Source organism: Actinospica acidithermotolerans, assembly GCF_018139625.1.
Taxonomy (GTDB): Bacteria; Actinomycetota; Actinomycetes; order Streptomycetales; family Catenulisporaceae; genus Actinospica; species Actinospica acidithermotolerans.
The window spans coordinates 40,871-63,597 of record NZ_JAGSOH010000026.1; the positions used below are offsets into that span (position 1 = coordinate 40,871).

Consider the following 22,727-nt stretch of genomic DNA (forward strand, 5'->3'; position numbering starts at 1 on the left):
CGGCTGTATAACAGAGAAAATGCGGCATCGGCAGCGGCGAAATCGATGCAGAAGTCATCGATACCTCCATCGAATTCGCCGCGAGGGAACTCGGCTGTCCCGCACTCGCCGAGTTCGCCCCGCGGCGCTGGATCCCGCCTAATGGCGCTGGATCCCGCCTAGTTCGGGCTGGCGGCGGCGAAGAGCTTGAGGAAAGGCTCGTGCACCCGCCAGGTGCCGGCCCAGCCGGCCTCGATGGTGAAGCTCTCGCCCGCCTTGAAGGTGTGCGACTCGCCCTCGTCGGCGGTCAGCGTCACCGAGCCGCGCAGCACGGTGCAGAACTCGTCGCTCGGGTAGGCGTCGATGTGCTCGGTGTAGGGCTGGGCCTCCCACGCGCCGATCACGAACCCGTCGCGCGCGAAGTACGTGTGCTCGCGCTCCTGCGGGTCGCCCTCGATGAGGGTTTCAGCGGTGACGTAGGCGCACGGGGTGAACTTCACGTCGGCGGAGGCGGGCTTGACGGATGGCATGGTAGCTCCTTGATTTCGTTGACTTTCGCGGCCGATGGCGCCGGAGCTCTAGCTTCACCAACCGGGCGGACCGGTGTCCAAGTCATGTATCCGAGTGTTGGGATCGGCGAAATCGATGCAGCCTGGTCACGGCCGCCGTGGCTGTCAAGGGCCGCCGTGACCGCCGTAACCGTCAAGGGCCGTCGGCCCTACTCCTCGCGCGTCACGTGCTCCGCACCTCGGCGGCGCAGCACCTCGGCGCAGATGGCCGCGACGGCCGCCGCGCGGCGCGTGGGGCGTCCGCCGGCCGCGGTGACGAGCACGACTTCGAGCGGCGCGCCGCCTTCGAGCGGGACCGACGCGACGGGGTGCCCGTCCAACGAGGTGGCGACGGCGGGCTTGAGGTTGAGCAGCGTGTACGCGAGGCCGCGGCCCACCAGCGCGCGCAGCGTCTCGACGTTGCGGCTCTGGTAGCGGACGTTCGGCTCGACCCCGGCCGCGGCGAACATCGCGCGGAAGTAGTCGCGGCTGTGCGGCAGGTCAAGCAGCGCCAGCGGTTCCCCGGCCAGCTGGGCGAGGCTGATGCGGCGGCGGCCGGCGAGCTCGTGGTCCGCCGGGAGCAGGGCGTAGGGCGGCAGGCTGAACACGCTCTCGACGGCCAGGCGCGGATTGGGCACGAGCTGGTAGCCGAGGCCGAGCTCGAAACGCCCGGCCAGCACGCCCTCCGCCAGCGCGTCGAGGTCGACCTCCTGCGTGTTCAGCCGCAGCTCCGGGTACCGCTCGGCGCAGGTGGCCAGCAGATCCGGCAGCACGTACGGCGCGAGCACGCCGAAGCAGCCGATCGTGAGCGAGCCGCTGAGCCGGTGCCCGAGGCTGAGGGCCTCGTGCTTGAGGTCGTCGGCCTGGGACAGCAGCCGCCGCGTGGCCACGAGCAGCTGCTCGCCGGCTGCCGTCAGCGTCACGCCGCGGGCGTGATGGCGAAGCAGCAGCTGGACGTCCAGTGCCTGCTCCAGGTCGGCCAGCGCGGCCGACATCGCGGACTGCGAGAGGTGGACCCGCTCCGCGGCTCCGGTGACGCTCCCGGCCTCGGCCACCGCGACGAAGTACTCCAGCTGCCGCAGCGTGTACTCAGCCATACCACTCCAAGCCCTCTTGCTCCCGCGGGATCCGTGTAACGAACCTTAGCCGCCGGAAGGTTCGCCACACGGCTGCGTCGGACCCCTTAGGCCGACTGATCGTACGCGAGGTAGCCGCGGCTGATCGCGATGTGGTCCGCGACGTACCTGGCGTCGTGCCAGACGCCCCAGATGAAGCTGGATCCGCGGCGGGAGAGCCAGGGCAGGCCGAGGAAGTAGACGCCGGGCTCGGTGGAGACGCCGCGGCGCTGCCTGGGCCGGCCGCGCTCGTCGAACGCGTCGACCTTGAGCCAGCCGTAGTCGGCGGCGAAGCCGGTCGCCCAGACGATCGAGGTCACCCCGGCCTCGGCGAGGTCGAGTTCGAGCACCGGGTTCGTCAGGCAGTCCGGGTCGGCGCCGAGTTCGCGGGCCTCCGGCTCCTCGGGCAGGTCCAGGCCGTTGCGCGCGATGTAGGCGTCGGCGGCGTCGAGCAGGGAGAGGTAGTTCGCGTCGCCGTTGGCGATGTTGCCGGCGAGGTCGGGGGCGAAGCGCAGGATGCCGTCGTCGTACGCGGCCGTCAGCCCGACGAGGGTGATGCCGCGCCGGCCGAGTTCGCGGAAGTCGACGGTGTGGCCGCCGCGTGCGCCGCTGACCGCGATCGTCACGTGCTCAGCACCCTGCGGCGGCGTCTCCGCGTCCCAGAGCCCGAGCACGCCGAGCCACCAGCAGAAGTCGCGGCCGCGGTACCGGCGCGGCGGACGGTCGTGCGGGCCGACGGAGAGGTACACCCGACGCCCCGAGCGGTGCAGTTCGTCGGCGATCTGCACGCCGGACGAGCCCGCGCCGATCACCACCACCGCGCCCTCGGGCAGCTGGTCCGGGTTGCGGTAGGCGCTGGAGTGGATCTGCCGCGGTCCGGCGTTCTCGGGGACGATCGGCGGGATCACCGGACGCTGGAACGGCCCGGTGGCGGCTACGACGTAGCGCGCGTCGATCGTCGTGCCGTCCGAGGCCTGCGCCCGGAAGCCCGGCCGGTCGGCGTGCCGGGTCACGGAGGTGACCTCGACCCCGGTCCGGATCGGCGCGTTGATCTTCTCGGCGTAGGCGACGAAGTAGTCCGCGACCTGCTCCTTGCCGGCGAAGGCGTCCGGGTCCAGATCGACGAACTCCAGGCCGGGGAAGCGGTCGTGCCAGGCGGGCCCGTTCGCGACCAGCGAGTCCCAGCGCTCCGAGCGCCAGCGCTCGGCGATGCGACTGCGCTCCAGCACCAGATGCGGGACGCCGCCCTCACTCAGATGCTCGCTCATCGCCAGGCCGGCCTGGCCCCCGCCGACCACGAGGACCTCTACCTCTTGGCTCGACATCCCAACCTCCACTTCGTCCGGTAACTCCTCGTACCGTTCGAAATGCTTCTCGGCGGCAATGCTCCTGTCCAACAGGATTTCTTGCCCTTCTAGTTCTGATTGATCGATCCACGGGTCATCGATCGAATCGATGCCCAAAGCCGGATAGACCGTCTCGACAGGTTCGGGCCGCTCTTCCTAGGCTTTCGGCTGTATCCGTCACCGGAAGGGAACAGCGCAGATGACCAAGACCGCCGACGAGTGGCGATCGCTCGCCGTCCGGATTCAGCCGCGCGACCAGCTCTGGATCGACGGCGAGTTCGTGCCCGCCGCCTCCGGCGCGCGCGCCGCGACGGTCGATCCCGCGACCGGAACCGTGATCGCGCAGGTCGCCCAGGCGGAAGCCGCCGACGTCGACCGCGCGGTGGCGGCGGCGCGCCGGGCCTTCGAGACCGGGGTGTGGCGGCTGCAGGCGCCCGCGGAGCGCAAGGCGCTGCTGCTGCGGCTGGCCGAGCTCATCCGCGCGAACGCCGACGAGTTCGCGCTGCTCGACACCCTCGACGCCGGCAAGCCCATCGCCGACACCTCGGCGATCGACGCGCCGGGCACCGCCGCGATTCTGCAGTGGTACGCCGAGGCGATCGACAAGCTCTACGGCGAGATCGCGCCGACCCCGCCCGGCCAGCTCGCGCTCGTCAGCCGCGAGCCGCTCGGCGTGATCGCCGCCGTCGTTCCGTGGAACTACCCGCTCGAGACGGCGATGTGGAAGCTCGCGCCCGCCCTGGCCGCGGGCAACTCCGTCGTGCTCAAGCCCTCGGAGGAGTCGCCGCTGTCCGTGCTGCGGCTCGCCGAGCTGGCGGCGGAGGCGGGACTGCCCGCCGGCGTGCTCAACGTCGTGCCCGGCCGCGGCGAGGTCGCCGGCCGCGCGCTCGGCCTGCACCCGGACGTCGACGCCGTGGCCTTCACCGGCTCGACCGAGGTCGGCAAGCTCTTCCTGCAGTACAGCGGCCAGTCGAACATCAAGCCGGTCTGGCTCGAATGCGGCGGCAAGAGCGCGAACCTGGTCCTCGCCGATGTCGCGGACCTCGACGCCGTCGCCGCGGGCGTGTGCGCCGGCGTCTTCTTCAACTCCGGCCAGGTCTGCTCGGCCAACTCACGGCTTCTCGTCCAGCGCTCGATCAAGGATCGGCTGCTGGAGAAGGTGCTGGAGCGCGCGGCCGAGATCGTGCCCGGCGACCCGCTCGACCCGGCCACGAGGATGGGCCCGCTCGTCAGCGAGGCGCACGCGGCCCGCGTTCGCGCGTACATCGACATCGCGAGCCGCGAGGGCAAGATCCTTCTCGGCGGCCCGATCCTGGACGGCGCCCCGACCACGGCCTATGTGCCGCCGACGATCGTCGACGCCGTCGCCCCGTCGGCCGTCCTCGCCCGCGAGGAGGTCTTCGGCCCGGTGCTCGCCGTGATCGAGGTCGAGGACGAGGCCGAGGCGATCGCCGTCGCCAACGACTCGATCTACGCGCTGGCCGCCTCGGTCTGGACCGACGACCTGCGCCGGGCGCACCGCGTCTCGGCCGCTCTTCGGGCCGGGACCGTCTCCGTCAACACGGTCGACGCGCTGAGCGTCGCGACGCCGTTCGGGGGATTCAAGCAGTCGGGCTTCGGCCGGGACCTCTCGCTGCACGCCCTGCTCAACTACACCGCGCTCAAGACCACGTGGTTCGACAATGCCTGAGAGTGAGGACGCTGTGAGCGCACCGAACGCCCCGATCGTCGTGGGCGGGCACACCCGGATCCGCCCGTTCAACACCCGGGACACCTACCCCGAGCAGAACCTCGACAACGACCTGTGCCAGGCCGTCGTCGCCGGGAACACCGTGTACGTGCGCGGGCAGATCGGGCAGAACCTCGACACCAGCGAGTCCGTCGGCGTCGGCGACGTCGAGGCGCAGACCGAGCAGGCGATGGCGAACATCAGCATGCTGCTGCTTGAGGCCGGCGCCCGGATGGAGCACCTGGTCAAGCTGACGATCTACATCGTCGACCCGCGCTACCGCGAGACCGTGTACCGGACGATCGGCCGCTGGACGAAGGGCGTGCACCCGATCTCCACCGGCCTGGTCATCTCCGCGCTCGCCCGCCCGGAATGGCTGGTCGAGGTCGACGCGATCGCCGTGATCCCGGACGGAGACCGCTGACGCTGTGACTCGGAGCGCCCCGATCCGGCTTCCCGGATCGGGGCGCTCAGCGCTTCGGGCCCGCTGGTACGGTCGTTGCGCCCGGGCAGGCGGATGCGGATGGAGCAGGAGGCGACGGACGAATGCTGCGGCGCTGGGAGGATCTCGAGGCGAAGCCGTGGAAGAACGGCGGAGGCAGCACGCGTGACGTCGCGGCGTCGCCGGAGGGGGCGACGCTTGCGGACTTCGACTGGCGGGTGAGCGTCGCCGAGGTCGAGCGGGACGGGCCGTTCTCCGCGTTTCCCGACATCGACCGCGTGATCATGCTGCTCGAAGGCGGCGAGATGGTCCTGACCGTCAACGGGACGCCGCACACCCTCGGCCGGCTCGACACGCTCGCGTTCGCGGGTGAGGACGACACGGCGTGCCGGGTGCCGGGCGGCGCCACACGGGATCTGAACCTGATGACACGCCGGGGACGGGCGGCGGGATCGATGCGCGTCGTCGAGGTCGCGGGGGATCACGAGGTTGCGGTGAGCGGGGGAGAAGGCGGTGCTGTCGTCCTGCTGGCGCTCACCGGCGGGCTGGCGCTCGAACCGGCGGACGGATCAGAGCCGGTGACGACGCTGCGTGCGCTGGACTCCGTCGTCGAGGGCGCGGTCGGATCGCATATCCGCGTCGCGGGTACCGGCACGCTCGTCGAGTTGAGGATCACCGTGGCGCCGCACGGATAGGCGGAGCACGGCGGCGATACGCGGTCTATCGGGAGGGCGAGCCGGCCTCGCTGTCGTTGACGGCTGCGAGCGCGCCGTAGGCGATGGCGTCGCGGAGTTGCCCGCGTACGACGGCGAGTTCCTCGGCCAGGCGGGGCGGGCAGCGGCGGGCGAGTTCGGCACGCAGGCCGCTGATCAGGGGTGCGGCGGTGTGCCGGAGTTCGGCGTCGATGACGAGGACGTCGGGGTCGAGCAGCACGATCGTGGCGGCGAGGGTCTTGGCGAGCAGGGCGCCGAGGTCGGAGAAGAACCGGAGGGCGACGGCGTCGCCGTCCGCGGTCAGTTCTTCGAGGTCGTCGAAGCTCGGCTCGTGGCCGTAGCGGTTGGTCAGCGCCTCGATCTTGAAGGGGTCGAAGCTCTGGGTGACCAGGCAGCCGCGGTTGCCGCACATGCAGTACGGGCCGTCCTCGACGATCTGGACGTGCCCGACCTCGCCGGCCATGCCGCGCGCACCGGTGATCATCTTGCCGCGGACGATCACGCCGGCGCCGGCGCCGTGCCGGATGAGCAGGTGGACGGCGGTCGTGGCATCGCGGGCGGCGCCGCGGCGGGCCTCGCCGAGCGCGGCGAGGTTGGCGTCGTTGATCATGGTGACGGGTCGGCGGAGCAGTTCGGCGACGGCGGGTCGGGGGTCGTGCGCGATCCACTCGGGGAAGTCCGGGAAGTCCGGCAGGACCCGGGCCCGCGCGGCGGCGCGGGAGGCGGAAGGCTGCCGCCCGGCCAGGGGGTCGGCCTCCGGGGCGCCGTGGCCGTCCTCGACCGGGAAGGGCGCGGCGAGCACGACGTGGCGGGCCGGGAGTTCGCTGGCGGACTCGAGCTGCGCGAGCGCCTCGCGGACGGCCGGAGCCCAGATGTCCCACGGCTGCAGCCAGCTGACCCGGGTGTCGAGCTCGGCGATCGGGCCGTCCTCGCCGACCAGGCTGACCTGCGTGGGCATGCGATGGGCGATGCGGACGAGCGCGACGGGCGCGGCCATCGCGGTGCGCCGGTAGCTCAGCGAGGGACGTCCCCGGGTCCCGGTCGGCGCGGGCGTGGCCGACTCGCTCAGCTCGCCGCGCGCGGCGAGCGCGGTGACGAGCGCGGTGACGGTGGGACGCGACAGGCCGGTGGCTTCGACGAGTTGGGGCCGGGTGAGCGCGCCGTATCCGTCGAAGGCGTCCAGCACGATGCGTTCGAGCACGGTGTGGGACGAGCGGGGTCCGCGGGGGTCGGCCATTGGGGCATCCTACGAGGTGATCGGCGCTGTCGGGGCCCGATGGAGTTCGGGGACGTGATGGAGTCCGGGGACGTGATGGAGTCCGGGGGCGCTGGCGGAGGATGCCGCGCGGCGCGAAGTTCGGGGGGTCCGCCTCCGCCCCGAACTCCGCGCCGTTCACTGTGCCCGGGCGACGTCCCTCGCCCTGGACCAGTGGATCGAGCGGTGTTTCCGGTGTTGCCGAGCTGTGCCTACCTGGTACGGCCTACTTGGTGCTGATGTCGACGGTCGCGCTCAGCTGGTTGCCGCGCTCGTTGTCGCTGACGAGGATCGGCCGGTCGCCGGTCGCGGTGACCCAGCCGGATGCGTCGGTCCAGTACTGCAGTTGGCGCAGCGGCACGTGCAGGGTCACGGTCTTGCTCTGGCCGGGGGCGAGGGTGACTCGTCCGTACGCGGCCAGGGCCTTGTCCGCGAACTGCACGCCGGTCGGGATCGTGGCCGGGGCGCCGAGATAGACCTGCGGCACCGCGGTTCCAGCGGCCGCGCCGGAGTTGCGAACGGTGAGGGTGACGTTGAGGCCGCCGTCGCTCGCCTTGGCCGTGGTCATGCCGGAGTACGCGAAGTTCGTGTACGACAGGCCGTAGCCGAAGGGATAGAGCGGGGTCTCGTTCGTCGCGTCGAAGTAGCGGTAGCCGATGTCCAGGCCCTCGGAGTACGTGGTCGTACACACCGTGGTCGACGGGGTGGACGCGCTGCACGCATTGCCGGACGAGTCGACGCCGTAGTCCGAGCGCTCGGGGTGGGCCGAGTCGTGCGCGACCTCCTGGTCGAGGGACTTGGGCCAGGTGAAGGGCAGGTGCCCGCTCGGGTCGGTTTCGCCGAGCAGTAGGTCCGCCGCCGCGACGCCGGCCTGGTCGCCGCCGTAGTAGGTGTCCAGGACCGATTTCACGCTGCTGAGCCAGGGCATGGCGACCGGCTGGTTGGCCTGGAGCACCACGATGGTGTTCGGGTTGACGGCCGCGACCTTCTCGATCAGCTGGTCCTGGCCGTCCGGCAGTGCGGTGGACAGGTCGCCGGAGCCGGTGTCCCAGACGAACACGACCGCGGTCTTGGCCTTCCTGGCCGCCGCGACCGCCGCGTCGGTGTTCGCCTGCTGCTGGGCCGGGGTCACCCAGTTCAGCCGCACCTGCACCGGGTTGCCGGACGCGTCCGGGTTCTCGGTGACCGACAGGGTGTGTGCGCCGGCCGTGAGATTGACCAAGGTCCGGTCGTTGGCCAGACCGTCGGTCGTCGCGGTCGGAGCGCTGCCGTCGGTGGCGTGCACGACGCCGTAGCGCGGCGCGGTCGTGAAGCCGGCGCCGACCGTGGCCAGCGTCTTGCCGTCCACGGTCAGGCCGGCGGTGCCGCCGAGGGCCTGGATGTTGAGCCAGTACTCGCCGGTGCTCGGAACGGTGAGGGTTCCGGCCCAGGACACGGTGCTGCCGGCCTTGAGCGCGTTGCCGCCCTTGGTCGTGAAGTTGAGCTGCGGGTCCACCGTCGTCGTGGAGGATCCGGTCGTGGTGCGCACCAGGCCCGACGTGCCGTTGTGCGACAGGGCCGAGGCGGGCACGGGAGTGCCGGTCAGGTCGTCGGCCACCGCGTAGTCGATGTTCGCGCCGGTGCCCTTGGTGTCGGCCGTCAGGGCACTGAGAGCGCTGGTCTGCTGGCTGAGCAGGCCGCCGGCGGCCTCGCCGCCGCTGTTGGTGGCGATGGTCTGCCCGGCGCCCGGCCCGATCAGGGCGAGCGAGGACAGGGAACCCGACGAGAGGGGCAGTGCGTTGCCGTTGTTCTGCAGCAGCGTCGCCGAATCCTGAGCCGTGGCCAGCACGGTCGCCTCGTCGGCCTTCGTGTTCTCCGGCGTGACGTTGTGCTTGGAGGCGCCGGTCAGCAGGCCGAAGCGGTCCATCTCGTAGAGGATCCGGCCGACCGCCGTGTTGATCGCGGAGACCTGCACGGAGCCGGAGGCGATCGCCGCCTTCATCGCGGAGGAGCTGAAGTACGTCGGGATGACGCCCGGAATCGGTCCGCCGTTGCCGGGCATCTCCATGTCCAGCCCGGAGTTGATGTAGGTCGTGCCGTGGTCGGCGCCCCAGTCCGAGGTCACGAAGCCCTTGAACCCGAGCTCGTCGCGCAGGATCGAGGTCAGGGTCTGCGCGTTGCCGCAGGACTGGTAGCCGTTGATCTCGTTGTAGGAGCACATCACCGACGAGACCCCGGCCTGGACCGCGTCGTCGAACGGCTGCAGGTAGATCTCCTGCAGCGTCTGCGAATCCACCTCGACGTTGTTCCCGCCGTCGTAGGCGATGTAGTGCTTGACCTGGGCCATCTCGCCCTGGCCCTGGATGCCGGTGATCTCCGCCGCGCCGGTCTGGCCGGTGAGCAGCGGGTCCTCGCCGAAGGTGTTGAACCCGCGGCCCCAGGAGGTGTCGCGGTCCATGTTGACGAAGGGCTCGAGCACGACGTCCTGGCCCAGGGCCTTCGCGTCGGAGCCGATGACCTTGCCGTTCGCCTGCGCGTCGGACGTGGAGAACGTCGCGGCCACGCCCATCGTGGACGTCATGCCGGTCGAGTCCTGCTTGGTGATCACCCCGGGCGGCCCGTCGCTGAGCTTGAGCGAGGGGATCCCCAGCCGCGCCACGCCGGGCAGGTACCCGGCCTGGTACTGGTCGGCGGAATTCGCGACCTCGGCCTCGCCCTCGATCATCGAGAGCTTCTCGTCGAGCGTCATCTCGCTCAGCAGCCGGTCGACCCGGGCGTCACCGGTCACGGCCGGGACGGGGCTCTGATGTGCGGCGGCGGACGCCGTGCCGCCGCACACGGCGGCGGTCAGGGCGCTGAGGGCGGTGACGGCGGCCAGCAGCTTGGGCCGCCGTGATTTATGTCTTAAGTACACCTAATCTCCAGGGTCAGAGCGAGGTTCGCCGCGCGCTTGACGCCGTCGGGGCACGCCGAAATGGCGCGTAGGGTGACGCGCTTCTGGCATGTTGACGGTGTGTTGCGCCTTTGGGACGTGTGCGGCAACGGGAACGTTACAAACGCTCAGTGCGGCGGTCAAGGCTCGGATGAGCAATTCATTTATGTCTTGTCAGTGCATAACTCGCGCCGCGTGGGCCCGGGCCCGAAGGGGTCGACCGGAGCCCTGCCGAGGATTCATGCTACGAAGCATTGACGACCCTGCAGAAGTCTGTAGAGTTTCAGCTACCTCAACGGATGAAGGAGTCCCTGATGGCCGACCTGGTGACCGAAGCCGTCCCCGAGGCGTCGGGCAGCGCTGACAGCCCGAGCACGGCCGGCGCGAGGGTCGAGTTCCTTACCGATCCGTCCCGCTACCGGCACTGGCGACTGTCCGTCGACGGCCCGGTCGCGACGATCATCATGGATGTCGACGAACGGGGCGGCCTGGTCCCGGGGTACGAGCTGAAGCTCAACTCCTACGACCTCGGTGTCGACATCGAGCTCTACGACGCCGTGCAGCGGCTGCGCTTCGAGCATCCGGAGGTCCGGACGGTCGTGATGACCGGCGGCAAGGAGAAGGTGTTCTGCGCGGGCGCGAACATCCGGATGCTGGCGGCGTCGGAGCACTCGTGGAAGGTGAACTTCTGCAAGTTCACCAACGAGACCCGCAACGGCATGGAGGACGCGAGCGAGAGCTCCGGCCAGACCTACGTGGCCGCTCTCAACGGGACCGCGTCCGGAGGCGGGTACGAGCTGGCGCTCGCGTGCGAGCACATCATGCTGATCGACGATCGGTCCTCCGCGGTGTCGCTGCCCGAGCTTCCGCTGCTCGGGGTGCTGCCGGGTACCGGCGGGCTGACGCGGGTGGTCGACAAGCGGCACGTGCGCCGCGACCTGGCCGACTACTTCTCCACCCGCTCCGAGGGCGTGTCCGGCGCGAAGGCCGTGCGCTGGCGGCTGGTGGACGAGGCGGTCCCGCGCGCGGCGTGGGACGCTACGGTCGCCGAACGGGCCGCGGAGTTCGCGGCGCGCTCGAACCGGCCGGAGCGCGCCGCGGGTGTGGCCCTGGTGCCGCTTGCCAAGTCGCGCACGGACGAGAAGGTCGCCTACCCCTTCGTCACCGCCGCGCTCGACCACTCCCGCGGCGTCGCCGAGATCACGATCTCGGGCCCTGATACAGATGCGCCGGCCGGCATCGCCGCCGTGCACGCGCAGGGCGCCGGCTTCTGGACCCTGGCCGTGACCCGCGCGCTCGACGACCTGATCCTCGACCTGCGCACGAACGAGAACGAGCTCGGGACCTGGGTCATCCGCACCGAGGGCGCCGCCGAGAAGGTGCTGGCGTACGACGAGCTGCTGCTGGCGAACGCCGGCGACTGGCTGGCGAACGAGATCCTGCACTACCTCAAGCGCACGCTCAAGCGCCTGGACGTGACCAGCCGGAGCATCATCGCCCTGATCGAGCCCGGTAGCTGCTTCGCCGGATCGCTGCTGGAGCTCGCGCTCGCGGCCGATCGCGGCTACCAGCTGGCGGGCGTGTTCGAGGAGATCGATCCGGGTGCCGATCCGGCTGCGATCGTCATCGGGCCGATGAACCTCGGTCCGCTGCCGATGGGCAACGGGCTGACCCGGCTTGCGACCCGCTTTCACGGCGACGCCGAGGCACTGGCCGCCGCGCGGGCCGCCGAGGGCAAGGCGCTGACTGCCGAGGAGGCCGAGCGGCTCGGCCTGGTCACCTTCGCGCCCGACGACATCGACTGGGACGAGGAGGTGCGCATCGCGATCGAGGAGCGCGCCAGCTTCAGCCCGGACGCGCTGACCGGCCTCGAGGCCAACTACCGGTTCGCCGGCCCGGAGACGCTGGAGACGAAGATCTTCGGCCGGCTCTCGGCGTGGCAGAACTGGATCTTCTACCGGCCGAACGCCTCCGGCCCCGAGGGCGCGCTGCGCGCCTTCGGCACCGGGCGCCGCGCCGCCTTCGACCGCAAGCGAGTGTGAGGGCCACCATGACGATCTCCGCCGACTACACCGAGAAGATCCCGAACAACGTCGACCTGCACGAGGACCGCCGACTGCAGCGCGCGCTGGAGTCCTGGCAGCCGAACTTCCTCAACTGGTGGGAGTCGATGGGGCCGACGCTTCCGACCGAGGACGTGTACCTCAGGACGGCGATCAACGTCGGGCGCGAGGGCTGGGCGCACTTCGGGCACGTGGCCATGCGCGACTACCGCTGGGGCATCTTCCTGGCCGAGCGCGATCCGGACCGCCGGATCGGCTTCGGCCAGCACAAGGACGAGCCGGCCTGGCAGCAGGTGCCCGGCGAGTACCGCGCGGACCTGCAGCGGCTGATCGTGATCCAGGGCGACACCGAGCCGGCCTCGGTCGAGCAGCAGCGCAACCTGGGAGCGACCGCCCCGAGCCTCTACGACCTGCGCAACCTGTTCCAGGTCAACGTCGAGGAGGGCCGTCACCTGTGGGCGATGGTCTACCTGCTGCACGCCTACTTCGGCCGGGAGGGGCGCGAGGAGGCCGAGCAGCTGCTGCACCGCAACTCCGGCAGCGAGGACTCGCCGCGCATCCTCGGCGCCTTCAACGAGGAGACGCCGGACTGGCTCTCGTTCTTCATGTTCACCTATTTCACCGACCGGGACGGCAAGTACCAGCTCGGCACGCTCAAGGAGTCCGCCTTCGACCCGCTCTCGCGCACCTGCGAGTTCATGTTGAAGGAGGAGTCGCACCACATGTTCGTCGGCACCACCGGCATCGACCGCGTCGTCGAGCGCACCGTTCAGGTGATGCGGGAGAACGACACCGATGAGGTCGTGGCGCACGGCGCGATCCCGCTGGAGACGATCCAGAAGTACCTGAACTTCCACTACTCCGTCTCGCTCGACCTGTTCGGCTCGGAGACCTCGACGAACGTCGCCAACTACTACACCGCCGGGATCAAGGGCCGCTGGGCCGAGGGCCGCCGCAAGGACGACCACCGGCTGACCGGCGACTCGATCCTGGTCGACGCGGTCGTCGACGGGAGCGTCGGACACAACGAGGTCGCCGCGCTCGTCGGCCTGAACACCGACCTGCGGCGCGAGTACATCGACGACTGCCAGAACGGCGTCAACCGGTGGAACCGAATCCTCGGGGAGGCGGGGCTGCCGCAGCGGCTGCGCCTGCCGAGCGTCGCGTTCAACCGTCGGGTCGGCGCGTTCTCCGGCATCGAGACCACGCCCGCCGGTGAGGTGATCGCCGCCGAGGAGTGGGAGGCGCGCAAGGGCGACTGGCTGCCGACCGAGGTCGACAAGACCTATGTCCGTTCCCTGATGCAGCCCGTGCACGAGCGCGGCAGGATCGCGGCCTGGATCGCGCCGCCGCGCCAGGGAATCAATGGCAAGCCGTTCGACTACGAATACGTCCACCTCGCCTAATCAGCCCCCGACCCCGTTTCGCGCAAAGGTGCGCCCATGACCACGGTGTTCGATCACGGCACGTTCAACGCCAGTACCTACCTGCTCGACCGGCACATCGAGCAGGGCGACGGCGATCGCCTCGCGCTCACCGGCGTGCGCGGCGAAACGACGTACGCGCAGCTGCACGAGCGCGTGGCACGCACGGCGTCCGGGCTGCGGGCGATCGGCCTGCAGCCTGAGCAGCGGGTGATGATGTACATGGCCGACTCGCCCGAGTTCGTCGTGATGTTCCTCGCGGCGATGCGCATCGGCGCGATCCCGGTGCCGGTCTCCACAATGACGCACGCGGACGGGCTGACCGAGCTGCTGCGAGACTCCCGCGCGCGGCTGCTCGCGACGACCCCGGAGTTCCGCGCGGCGGGGGAGAAGGCCGCTGCGCTGGCGCCCGATCTCGGCGGCGTCGTCATCGCCGAAGACTGCGGCTTCACCGCGAGCGTCCCGGTGCACACCTTCGCAGAACTCGAACGCCACGAGCCGACGCCGGCGCCCTACCCGACCACCGCCGACTCACCCGCTTTCTGGCTCTACACCTCCGGCACCACCGGAAATCCGAAGGCTGCGATGCACCGGCACGGCGCGATCCGCGTCGTGTGCGAGACGTACGGTTTGTTGGTCTTGGGTATCAGGCCCGATGATCGGTGCCTGTCCGCGGCCAAGGCGTTCTTCGCCTACGGCCTGGGCAACTCGGTGCTCTTCCCGCTCTCGGTCGGCGCTGCCACGATCCTCGAACCGTCCCCGTCACGGCCGGACGTGCTGGCCGAGCGGGCACGCGAGTACGGCGCGACGCTCTTCTTCGCCGGCCCGACGTTCTTCGCGAACATGCTGCACGCCGACCTGCCCGCGGACGCCCTCGCCGGAGTCCGGCTCAGCGCCTCGGCCGGCGAGCCGCTGCCCGAAGCGCTCTACCGCCGCTGGACCGGGCGCTTCGGCGTGGACATCCTCGACGGCATCGGCATGACCGAGATGCTGCACATCTTCCTCTCGAACCGGGAGGGCGAGGTGCGCCCGGGCACGACGGGCGTCGCAGTGCCCGGATACGACCTGCGCATCCTCGACGACGAGGGCGCTCCGGTGGGGCCGGGAACCCCCGGCACGCTCTATGTGCGCGGCGGCTCGACGGCGATCGGCTACTGGTCGCGCTACGACGCCTCCCGGCAGGTGTTCCAGGGCGACTGGCTGTGCACCGGCGACACCTACGTGCGGGACGCCGACGGCTACTACGCCTGCCTCGGCCGTACCGGCGACATGATCAAGGCGAGCGGCATGTGGGTCTCGCCCGCCGAGGTCGAGACCCGGCTGCTGCAGCATCCGGCGATCGACCAAGTGGCCGTCGTGGCGAGCCGAGACGCGGACGGCCTGGAGAAACCGGTCGCCTACGCCGTGCTCGCCTCGTCGGCGGTGACTTCGGACCCTGTTGCACTGGAAGCGGAGATCATCGAGTTCTGCCGCGGGGGCCTGCCGTCGTTCAAGCGCCCGCGCCGCGTCGTGTTCCTGGACGCGCTGCCGACGACCGCCACCGGCAAGATCCGCCGCGTCGAACTGCGTGCCGCGGCCTCTCGCCTGCTGTCCGATCCCGCGAACGAAGCGAGCGCGCCATGAACGTCATCGAAGCCGACCTGCTGGTCGTCGGCGCCGGGCCGGTCGGCCTGTACGCCGCGTACTACGCCGGATTCCGCGGCCTGTCCACGGTCGTGGCCGATTCGCTGCCGGAGGTCGGAGGCCAGGTCAGCGCGATGTACCCGGAGAAGCCGATCTACGATGTCGCGGGCTTCCCAATGGTCAGGGGCCGCGACCTGGTCGCCAGGCTCGCCGCGCAGGCGGCCGTGTTCGATCCGACCTACCTGCTCGGGCATCGCGTGCAGGAGCTGGTGCGCGAGCACGACGGCACCATCGTCGCGACCACGCATACCGGCACCGAGGTTCGCTGCCGTGCCGTGGTGATCAGCGGCGGGATCGGCACGTTCACGCCGCGTCCGCTGCCGGCCGGCGAGACGTGGCTCGGGCGAGGCCTGTCCTACTTCGTGCCCTCGCTCGGCGCGCACGCCGGACAGGACGTCGTCGTGGTCGGCGGCGGGGACAGCGCGGTCGATTGGGCCCTGAGCCTCGAACCGATCGCCCGCAGCGTCACCCTCGTGCACAGGCGCGCCGCGTTCCGCGCGCACGAACACAGCGTGGCCCGCCTGCGTTCCTCCAGCGTCGAGATCATCACCGACGCCGAGGTCACCGCCCTCGACGGCGGCGACCTCCTGACGACGGTGGTGGTGACCGGCCCCGGCGGCAGCGCGGCGCGCCCGGCGCAGGCCGTGATCGCAGCACTCGGCTTCACCGCCAACCTCGGCCCGATCCGGTCCTGGGGGATCGAGGTGATCGGCAACCGCTATCTGCCGGTGAACACGGCGATGGCCACCGATGTGCCGGGCGTGTTCGCGGCCGGCGACATCACCGAATACCCCGGCAAGGTGCGGCTGATCGTGGTCGGCTTCGGCGAGGCCGCCACCGCGGTCAACAACGCCGCCGTCCTGATCAACCCCGACGAGGCGCTGTTCCCCGGCCACTCCTCGGACGCCGCACCGGCCCTGGTCTGAAAAGGAGACACCTGACATGCCGTACGTCATCGGCGCCGACTGCATCGACACGATGGACCGCTCGTGCATCGAGGAATGCCCGGTCGACTGCATCTACGAGGGCGACCGCAAGCTGTACATCAACCCCCGCGAATGCATCGACTGCGGCGCCTGCGAGCCGGTCTGCCCGGTCTCCGCCATCAGCCAGGACCGTCGCGTGCCGGCGGATCAGGTCGAGTTCGTCGCCGACAACGCTCGCTTCTTCACCGATCCGCTGCCCGGGCGCGAGGAACCGCTCGGCATGGCGGGCGGCGCGAACGCCGTCGGGCCGCTCGGCGTGGACACGGATCTCGTCGCCTCCTACCAGGGTTGACCGCGGATGCTCGACGGCATGACGTTGATCGACGTCCACCTGCACGCGGCCCGGCTGCCCACGCTGAAACCGGCGTGGCGCGCGTGGGCCCATCAATTCGGCGACTCCGAACTCCTCGCGGAGGTCTACGACGGCGACGGCACCGTCAAACCCGCCGCATTCGACGCTTACCTGGCCCGCGAAGGCGTGGACGTGGCGCTGCTGCTGTCCGAGTACAGCCCGAAGGCCACCGGCATCCAGCCCATCGAGGACCTGCTGCCGCTCACGTCGGAGAACCCGTCCCGCATCAAGGCGATCGCGAACATCAACCCGCACTACCACTATCCGGTCGACGAGGAATTGGAGCGCCAACTCGCTCTCGGCGCCGTCGCCTGCAAGCTCCATCCCGTGCACGCGGGCGTCGCCGCCAACGACCGCAGCCTCTATCCCGCGTACGAGGTCTGCCAGGCCGTCGGCATCCCGCTCGTCGTGCACTGCGGCACGAGCAGCTTTCCCGGCTCCAGCAACAAGTTCGCCGATCCGGTGCTCCTCGACGACGTGCTGCGCGACTTCCGCACGCTGAACATCGCACTCGCCCACGGCGGCCGCGGCTGGTGGTACGACGCGGCGGCGTTCATGGCGCTGTCGAACGAGCGCGTGTGGATCGAACTGTCCGGCCTCCCGCCCTCCCGACTGCAGGCCTACTACGCGCGGCACGACTGGAAGCGGCTGACCCGCCGCATGATCTTCGGCACCGACTGGCCAGGCGTGCCCGGGATCGCCCGCAACGCGCGCGCCATCGCGGCCATCTGCCCGGACGAGGAAACCGCCGCGCTCGTGCTCGCCGGAAACGCCGCGCGCGTCTACCACCTCAAGCCGCGAGGTGATGCCGAGCGCGTCTCCGACCTTGAGCCGCGAGGTGATGTCGGGCGCGTCTCCCGCCTCAAGCCGCAAGGTGATGATGTCGGGCGCGTCTCCGACCTCGAGCCGCGAGGTGATGCCGGGCGCGTCTCCGACCTCGAGCCGCACGGTGATGCGGCCGATGCCCACTGAGAAGACTCAGCACCCTGCTTCCCTACGCGACTCTCGACGAGGTCGTCACCGCCGCGGCACGAGGCGGCGGAAGCCTGGTCGGCTCGATCGTCTCCGCAGACCCTGCCTCCACCCGCGAGCTGATCACCAGGCTCGCGCCGTGGCACGGCCGACTGCTCGTGCTCAACGGCGGCGGCGAAGAACTCGGCGGCCTGCGCGCACTCACCCACTACATGCAGCGCACCGGAGTCCAGGGCCCGCCCGACCTGCTCGCCACCCTCACGTGACCGAATAAGCGCACGATTCCGGCGGTCGACTCGCGCGCATTTACGCGTCGGCCGCCACCTAACCGCGCCCGGTGCTTGACCGAACCTGCGCACCATTCCGGCGGTCGACTCGCGCGCATTTACGCGTGGGCCGCCACCTAACCGCGCCCGGTGCTTGACCGGATCAGCGCACCTATCCGGCGGTCGACTCGCGCACACCTACGCGTCGGCCGCCAACTAACCGCGCCCGGTGCTTCTGCTCACCTACGCGTCGGCCGCCAACTGCGCCCAGCGCTCCCGGGCGGCGGCGTTCCACTGCTGATGCAGGTCGGTGAAGACGTTCGCCGCGCGCAGGCCGATCCAGTCGGGCGGGAGCAGTTCCAGGGGAAGCTGCGGGTCGAGCCGGGGGAAGCGGCGCCAGGAGTCGACCAGCCGGATCTGCGCGTAGAGCTTCTCGTCGGGGGAGACGGGGCGCGAGCCGGCGAACCGGGAGAGGAAGTCCTCGTATTCCTCGGACAGCTCGCCGAGGTGCCACGCCTGGTCCACCATCGTGCGCTCCGAGCCGACCCCGGCGAACGCGCCGCTGAAGGAGAGCGCAACCGACTCGAGGCCGAGTTCCTCGACCACCTGCTTGGCCTCGGCCTCCCGCGTCGCGTGCGGGCTCACCCACACGCCGGGCGTCGGGCTTCCCAGCCCCGCCCAGGTCAGTCCGTTGCGCAGCCGGTGGCGCAGGTCGCGCTGCGACTCGGGCACGCTCACCAGCAGGACCAGCCAGCGCCCGTCCCAGGACTCGCGGTCGCGGCCGAAGGAGTAGATGCGTTCCGCGCCCTCGGTCAGGAACGTCGTGCCGTGCTCGGTGAGCGCCCAGCGCACGCGGCGCCCGTCGCGTTCCGAGACGAGCCAGCCGTCCCCGGACAGCCGGTTGAGCGCCTGGCGCGCGGCCTTCTCCTCGATCCCGAGTCCGTCGGCCACGAGCAGCAGCGTCGAGGTCCACACCGGCACGCCGGACGGTCGCACGTACTCGCCGAGCACCGTCAGCAGCAGCGAGCGGGCGCTGCGTCCCCCCGTCTGCTGACGCCGCGTGTAGGACGGAACGACCTCTGCCTCATCGCCCTCACGCATGGTCAGCGCGTCCCTCCCTCGGGGTTCCACCCAGTCCGGTCGCTCTCAGTCTACGTGAATCTGTCGACACACCAACGATCCGTGAACTATGCGACCAGAGCACTGGCCAGCAGCGCGAAGGCCGCGATGATGACCGCGACGCGCAGGTAGTGGAAGCGATTCCAGCGGTCCAGCTGCTGCCGCCAGTCGGCCGGCCGGTTCTCGGGCGTCCACGTCTTGTTCCGGTTGTTGATCGGGACGAGCAGCAGGAGCGACATGACCACGCTGACGATCAGCAGGCCGGCGGCGGTGACGACGAGGCCGGCGCCGTGATGACTCCATCCGGCGACGGCCCAGACCGCGCTGAGTATGAGCGAGCCGACGTACCAGAACGGCATCACGGCGCCGAGCATCCGTCCGCCGTGCGCATGACCGAGCTGACCGGCGTCGCCGGGGAGCGCGTCGAGAATCCGCTTGAAGACGACCGCGACGGCGAACTCCACCCCCACCATCACGCCGACGACGACGGTGGCGAAGACCTCGAGTGCGTTGAGCATGATGACCCTTTCAGGATCTAGCGTTGCTAGCTGACAATGCAACGCTAGCTCTGCTGCCGCTATCTTGTCTAGCGGTGCTAGGATCGAGTCATGTCGGTACAGGAACGCAAGGAGCGCGAACGGGCCGAGCGCGAGCGGCTGATCGTGGCCACGGCCCGCGAACTCGCCGAGCAGCAGGGCTGGGACGCCGTGACCACCCGCCAGCTCGCCGAGCGCATCGAGTACAGCCAGCCCGTCCTCTATAGCCACTTCCACGGCAAGCGCGAGATCATCGGCGCCGTTGCCCTCGAAGGCGCCACCGAGATGGCCGCCGCAGTACGCGCCGCGACCTCCGCCGCCGAAGGCCCCCGCGCCCGCGCCGCCGCCCTGGCCCGCGCCTACCTGGACTTCGCCGCGAGCAACCCCGCCGTCTACGACGCCATGTTCCAACTCGACGGCGGCCTGGCCTTCGCCGTCGACGACACCCCGCCCCCGCTCAAGGACGCCTTCGCCGCCCTCCTCGAGACCCTCACCGAGGTCGCCGGCGAAGGCGTCCACCCAGGCCTGTTCACCGAGGTCTTCTGGGCGTCCCTGCACGGGCTCGCCACGCTGGCCCGCGCAGGACGCCTACACCCGGAGTTCGCCGAACGGAGAGTGGAACTGCTGGTAGACCGCCTGGCCGTGCTCTGACGGGCCATGGTCTGACATCCCGGGGTCAGACGGGCAGGGGCGAGGCGGCGATGTCGGCTATGGACCTGTCGACGAACTGAGCCAACTGGTCGGCGGAGTCCGGGGTCAGGCGGTAGAAGCCCTGAAGGCTGAGGGAGCGTTCGAGGCGGCCGTCGACCACGTATTTCAAGCCACGGGTCTGGCCGCGGCGGTTGCGCCAGGTCAGGCCTTCGAGCATGTCGCCGGGCAGCGGCATGTCGAAGGTGACCGGGGTCGCGTCGACGTGTACTGCCGTGGCGCCGCAGCCGTCGGCGCCGAGCATCGCCCACGCGCCGTGGCCGGGGTGCTTGGGGTCGCGCCACGTGGCCGGGGCCGTGCCGCAGCAATCGCGACGTTCCATGTCGATCACGCGCATGCGGCTCACCACGTACACGACGCACTTCTTGACATGCAGCGCGTACACCTCGTCTCCGGGCTGGGCGCCGGACCAGGCCGGCAGAGACGAGTGGACTCCGCTGAAGGCGACCGGCGGACGGTCGTTGACGCGGCCTTCCTTGCGCAGGGCGCGGCAGGTGTCGTGGGTCCACAGGACGGTGAAGGCATCAGACATGCCGCGATCGTATGAGGCGGGTCTGACAGGACACTGGGTTGTGGGGGTTCGGTCGGGCGCTGCCTCGCGGCTAGGCGGACACCGGTTTGCCGTTGCGGGTGGGGCCGTAGGCCGAGCCCGCGACGACGGCGGCCCAGTCGATCGTGAACGTGCAGATCCCGTCGTCGACCGCGACCGGGCGCGCTCTGCTGCCGGTGATGGTGACCACGTCGCCGGCGATGTTCTTCTCGTAGAACCACTGGGCGTCCTCGGTACGGCAGTGCACGCAGCCGTGCGAGTCGTCGTTGGCCGAGCCGATGTCCGGGTCCCACGGCGCCGCGTGCACGTACGTGCCGCTCCAGGTGATCTGGGTGGCCCAGTTGACGAAGTCGTCGTAGACGTCCCCTCCGCCGTAGTTGCCCTTCATCTCGACCGGGTTGCCCTTGCCGAGGACGGCCATCGTGCCGGTGTAGGTGACGAAGGTTTCGGACGAGGTGATCCCGGTGTCGATGGGGAAGGTCCTGATGGCCTGTCCGTTCTCGTAGCACGTGGCGCGGTAGCTGTCCTTGTCGATGACCAGGCGCAGGTCGCGGTCGCTGATCGTGAACGCGTGGGCCGGGTAGTTCTCGGCGCCATACCGCTGGTCGCCGAGGTGCACGCCGTTGAGGTTGAACGCGATGGACACCTGCGTGCCGGGTGCCCAGAACGTCTCGGGCCGCCAGTCGACGACCGCGCCGTTCGAGTCGTTGGACACCCAGTACCAGGCGCCGGTCACCGGCGGGTTCGTGGTGACGACGCAGGCCTTTTCGAACGCGGCCTTGTACTCGGCCGGAACCGAGCCGGTGAGGGTCACCCGGATGGGGTGCCCGACCCCGACCGTGGCTCCCCGCGGTGGAGCGACCGAAGCGATGCCGAGGGTCGCGGTGGGGGTGAGCGTCCTGAACGACGTGGTGACGGTGTGCTCGGTGCTGAGGGAGTTCAGCGTGTTGACCGTCAGGCGGTAATCGGTGTTCACGCCCAGCCCGCCGTCGAACACCCAGGAGTGCCGGTCGTTCGAGATCGTGCCGGCGGCCGGTTGGCCGGACAGTTGCACGGACGTGATCGCACCGCCGCTGACGTGCACGATTACCGGCTTCGAGGGGTCGATGCCGGTGGCGCCGTTCACGGGCACGGTGCTCACGGTCGGGGGCGGGGGCGTGGCGCTTCGGCGCGGACCCAGCGCGATACCGGCTGCTACCGCTCCGACGGTTGCGGCCGCGGCGCCGCCGACCCGGAGGATCGCGCGTCGCTCGGCGAGCGCGCGGACCGGTCCGCCGCCGCCAGCGGGAGGTGAGGGCGGGCCTGACGAGCCATTGGGCGGCGCGGCGGCCATCCCCACCCCTCGGCCGCAGGTGACGCCGGCGGCTCCACTCAAGGCCACGTCCGGCCCGGACCCCGCGGCTGCTTCGGCCGCGTCGGCCGCCGTAGCCGTGTCGGTAGCGCCAGCAGTAGGCGTGCCGGTAGCGTCGGCCGCCGTAGCCGTGTCGGTAGCGCCAGCAGTAGGCGTGCCGGTGGCATCGGCCGCCGTAGCCGTGTCGGTAGCGCCAGCAGTAGGCGTGCCGGTAGCGTCGGCCGCCGTAGCCGTGTCGGTAGCGCCAGCAGTAGGCGTGCCGGTGGCATCGGCCGCCGCAGCCGTGGCGGTAGCGTCGGCCGCCGATTTGGATGCCGTCGAATCCGCTGCCGGCGGCCTGGGTTCGAGCTTCACGCTCTCGGCCCGGAGTTCGTCCGGCCTGGGGTCGAGCTTCACGTTCTCGGCCCGGAGTTCGTCCGGCCTGGGTTCGAGCTTCACGCTCTCGGCCCGGAGTTCGCCCGCACCTTTGTCGGCCGGCGTCGATATGGGCCGGTCCGCGCCGGCATCCTCGCAGCCGGCCGTGCTCGTCGTGTTCGCCATCCCGCGACCCTTCTTCCGCACCCGAGTCCTCGCCCGCGGATAGATCATCGTCAGCGTATTCAGTACTGATACGTCCTGGCACCCGCTCAGGTCCGGTCGGATGAACGCCACTTCGCCTCGCGCTGATGGGGAGTCAACT

At 70.4% G+C, this 22,727-nt stretch carries 20 protein-coding genes; 11 read left to right on the forward strand and 9 right to left on the reverse strand.

Annotated elements, in window-relative coordinates; all coding sequences use genetic code 11:
• Window positions 1-158: 158 nt before the first annotated feature.
• From KDK95_RS11795 to KDK95_RS11805, 3 genes are all read right to left on the reverse strand, one after another.
• Window positions 159-509 carry a cupin domain-containing protein gene (locus KDK95_RS11795; protein ID WP_212518136.1) on the reverse strand — a complete coding sequence of 117 codons (351 nt, stop codon included), beginning with the start codon at window positions 507-509 and terminating at the stop codon, window positions 159-161.
• Window positions 510-697: 188 nt separating this feature from the next.
• Complete coding sequence (locus KDK95_RS11800) at window positions 698-1,624, reverse strand: LysR family transcriptional regulator (RefSeq protein ID WP_212518137.1); 927 nt, start codon at window positions 1,622-1,624, stop codon at window positions 698-700.
• Window positions 1,625-1,710: 86 nt separating this feature from the next.
• Window positions 1,711-2,967 (reverse strand): flavin-containing monooxygenase, encoded by a 1,257-nt coding sequence (locus KDK95_RS11805; protein ID WP_212518138.1) that lies wholly within the window; start codon window positions 2,965-2,967, stop codon window positions 1,711-1,713.
• 220 nt (window positions 2,968-3,187) lie between these two features.
• Here KDK95_RS11805 and KDK95_RS11810 point away from each other — a divergent pair, with 220 nt between their 5' ends.
• The 3 genes from KDK95_RS11810 to KDK95_RS11820 all read left to right on the forward strand — a co-directional run bounded on the left by KDK95_RS11810 (window position 3,188) and on the right by KDK95_RS11820 (window position 5,854).
• Window positions 3,188-4,678: an aldehyde dehydrogenase gene (locus KDK95_RS11810; protein WP_212518139.1), complete on the forward strand. Its 1,491-nt coding sequence runs from the start codon at window positions 3,188-3,190 to the stop codon at window positions 4,676-4,678.
• A complete protein-coding gene (locus tag KDK95_RS11815) occupies window positions 4,671-5,141 on the forward strand; it encodes a RidA family protein (RefSeq protein WP_249160970.1) in 471 nt (156 codons plus the stop codon). Before KDK95_RS11810 ends, KDK95_RS11815 begins: the two co-directional genes overlap by 8 nt.
• Before the next feature lie 122 nt (window positions 5,142-5,263).
• Window positions 5,264-5,854 carry a HutD/Ves family protein gene (locus tag KDK95_RS11820; RefSeq protein WP_212518141.1) on the forward strand — a complete coding sequence of 197 codons (591 nt, stop codon included), beginning with the start codon at window positions 5,264-5,266 and terminating at the stop codon, window positions 5,852-5,854.
• A gap of 25 nt (window positions 5,855-5,879) precedes the next feature.
• Here the strand turns inward: KDK95_RS11820 and KDK95_RS11825 are convergent, their stop codons facing one another.
• Both KDK95_RS11825 and KDK95_RS11830 read right to left on the reverse strand, forming a co-directional pair.
• Window positions 5,880-7,109, reverse strand: coding sequence for an ROK family transcriptional regulator (locus tag KDK95_RS11825; RefSeq protein ID WP_212518142.1), 1,230 nt, complete (start codon window positions 7,107-7,109; stop codon window positions 5,880-5,882).
• 244 nt (window positions 7,110-7,353) lie between these two features.
• Complete coding sequence (locus KDK95_RS11830; RefSeq protein WP_212518143.1) at window positions 7,354-10,020, reverse strand: beta-glucosidase family protein; 2,667 nt, start codon at window positions 10,018-10,020, stop codon at window positions 7,354-7,356.
• Between the two features lie 332 nt (window positions 10,021-10,352).
• Here KDK95_RS11830 and boxC point away from each other — a divergent pair, with 332 nt between their 5' ends.
• Genes boxC through KDK95_RS11860 form a run of 6 tightly spaced genes read left to right on the forward strand, consistent with a single transcriptional unit; the run spans window position 10,353 to window position 17,518 of the window.
• Window positions 10,353-12,080, forward strand: a complete 1,728-nt coding sequence (gene boxC, locus KDK95_RS11835; protein WP_212518144.1) for a 2,3-epoxybenzoyl-CoA dihydrolase — start codon at window positions 10,353-10,355, stop codon at window positions 12,078-12,080.
• An 8-nt stretch (window positions 12,081-12,088) separates the two neighbouring features.
• Window positions 12,089-13,507 carry a benzoyl-CoA 2,3-epoxidase subunit BoxB gene (gene boxB / locus KDK95_RS11840; RefSeq protein ID WP_212518145.1) on the forward strand — a complete coding sequence of 473 codons (1,419 nt, stop codon included), beginning with the start codon at window positions 12,089-12,091 and terminating at the stop codon, window positions 13,505-13,507.
• 36 nt (window positions 13,508-13,543) lie between these two features.
• Window positions 13,544-15,148, forward strand: coding sequence for a benzoate-CoA ligase family protein (locus KDK95_RS11845; protein ID WP_212518146.1), 1,605 nt, complete (start codon window positions 13,544-13,546; stop codon window positions 15,146-15,148).
• A complete protein-coding gene (locus KDK95_RS11850) occupies window positions 15,145-16,134 on the forward strand; it encodes an NAD(P)/FAD-dependent oxidoreductase (RefSeq protein WP_212518147.1) in 990 nt (329 codons plus the stop codon). Before KDK95_RS11845 ends, KDK95_RS11850 begins: the two co-directional genes overlap by 4 nt.
• Before the next feature lie 16 nt (window positions 16,135-16,150).
• The gene (fdxA, locus tag KDK95_RS11855) at window positions 16,151-16,486 is read left to right on the forward strand and encodes a ferredoxin (RefSeq protein ID WP_212518148.1); all 336 of its coding nucleotides are present in this window, start codon (window positions 16,151-16,153) and stop codon (window positions 16,484-16,486) included.
• Between the two features lie 18 nt (window positions 16,487-16,504).
• Complete coding sequence (locus KDK95_RS11860; protein WP_212518149.1) at window positions 16,505-17,518, forward strand: amidohydrolase family protein; 1,014 nt, start codon at window positions 16,505-16,507, stop codon at window positions 17,516-17,518.
• A gap of 509 nt (window positions 17,519-18,027) precedes the next feature.
• Here the strand turns inward: KDK95_RS11860 and KDK95_RS11865 are convergent.
• On the reverse strand, window positions 18,028-18,885 hold the full coding sequence (locus KDK95_RS11865) for a PaaX family transcriptional regulator (RefSeq protein ID WP_212518150.1): 858 nt from the start codon (window positions 18,883-18,885) through the stop codon (window positions 18,028-18,030).
• Window positions 18,886-18,971: 86 nt separating this feature from the next.
• Entirely contained in the window at window positions 18,972-19,421 is a 450-nt protein-coding gene (locus tag KDK95_RS11870) for an anthrone oxygenase family protein (protein ID WP_212518151.1), read from the reverse strand.
• A gap of 90 nt (window positions 19,422-19,511) precedes the next feature.
• Here KDK95_RS11870 and KDK95_RS11875 point away from each other — a divergent pair, with 90 nt between their 5' ends.
• Window positions 19,512-20,090 carry a TetR/AcrR family transcriptional regulator gene (locus tag KDK95_RS11875; RefSeq protein WP_212518152.1) on the forward strand — a complete coding sequence of 193 codons (579 nt, stop codon included), beginning with the start codon at window positions 19,512-19,514 and terminating at the stop codon, window positions 20,088-20,090.
• Between the two features lie 25 nt (window positions 20,091-20,115).
• Here the strand turns inward: KDK95_RS11875 and KDK95_RS11880 are convergent, their stop codons facing one another.
• Both KDK95_RS11880 and KDK95_RS37655 read right to left on the reverse strand, forming a co-directional pair.
• The gene (locus tag KDK95_RS11880) at window positions 20,116-20,679 is read right to left on the reverse strand and encodes a hypothetical protein (RefSeq protein WP_212518153.1); all 564 of its coding nucleotides are present in this window, start codon (window positions 20,677-20,679) and stop codon (window positions 20,116-20,118) included.
• Window positions 20,680-20,749: 70 nt separating this feature from the next.
• Window positions 20,750-21,829 carry a L,D-transpeptidase gene (locus tag KDK95_RS37655; protein ID WP_212518154.1) on the reverse strand — a complete coding sequence of 360 codons (1,080 nt, stop codon included), beginning with the start codon at window positions 21,827-21,829 and terminating at the stop codon, window positions 20,750-20,752.
• A 481-nt stretch (window positions 21,830-22,310) separates the two neighbouring features.
• On the opposite strand from KDK95_RS37655, the gene KDK95_RS37660 reads away from it, so the two are divergent.
• Window positions 22,311-22,631, forward strand: coding sequence for a hypothetical protein (locus KDK95_RS37660; protein WP_212518155.1), 321 nt, complete (start codon window positions 22,311-22,313; stop codon window positions 22,629-22,631).
• Window positions 22,632-22,727: the final 96 nt, after the last annotated feature.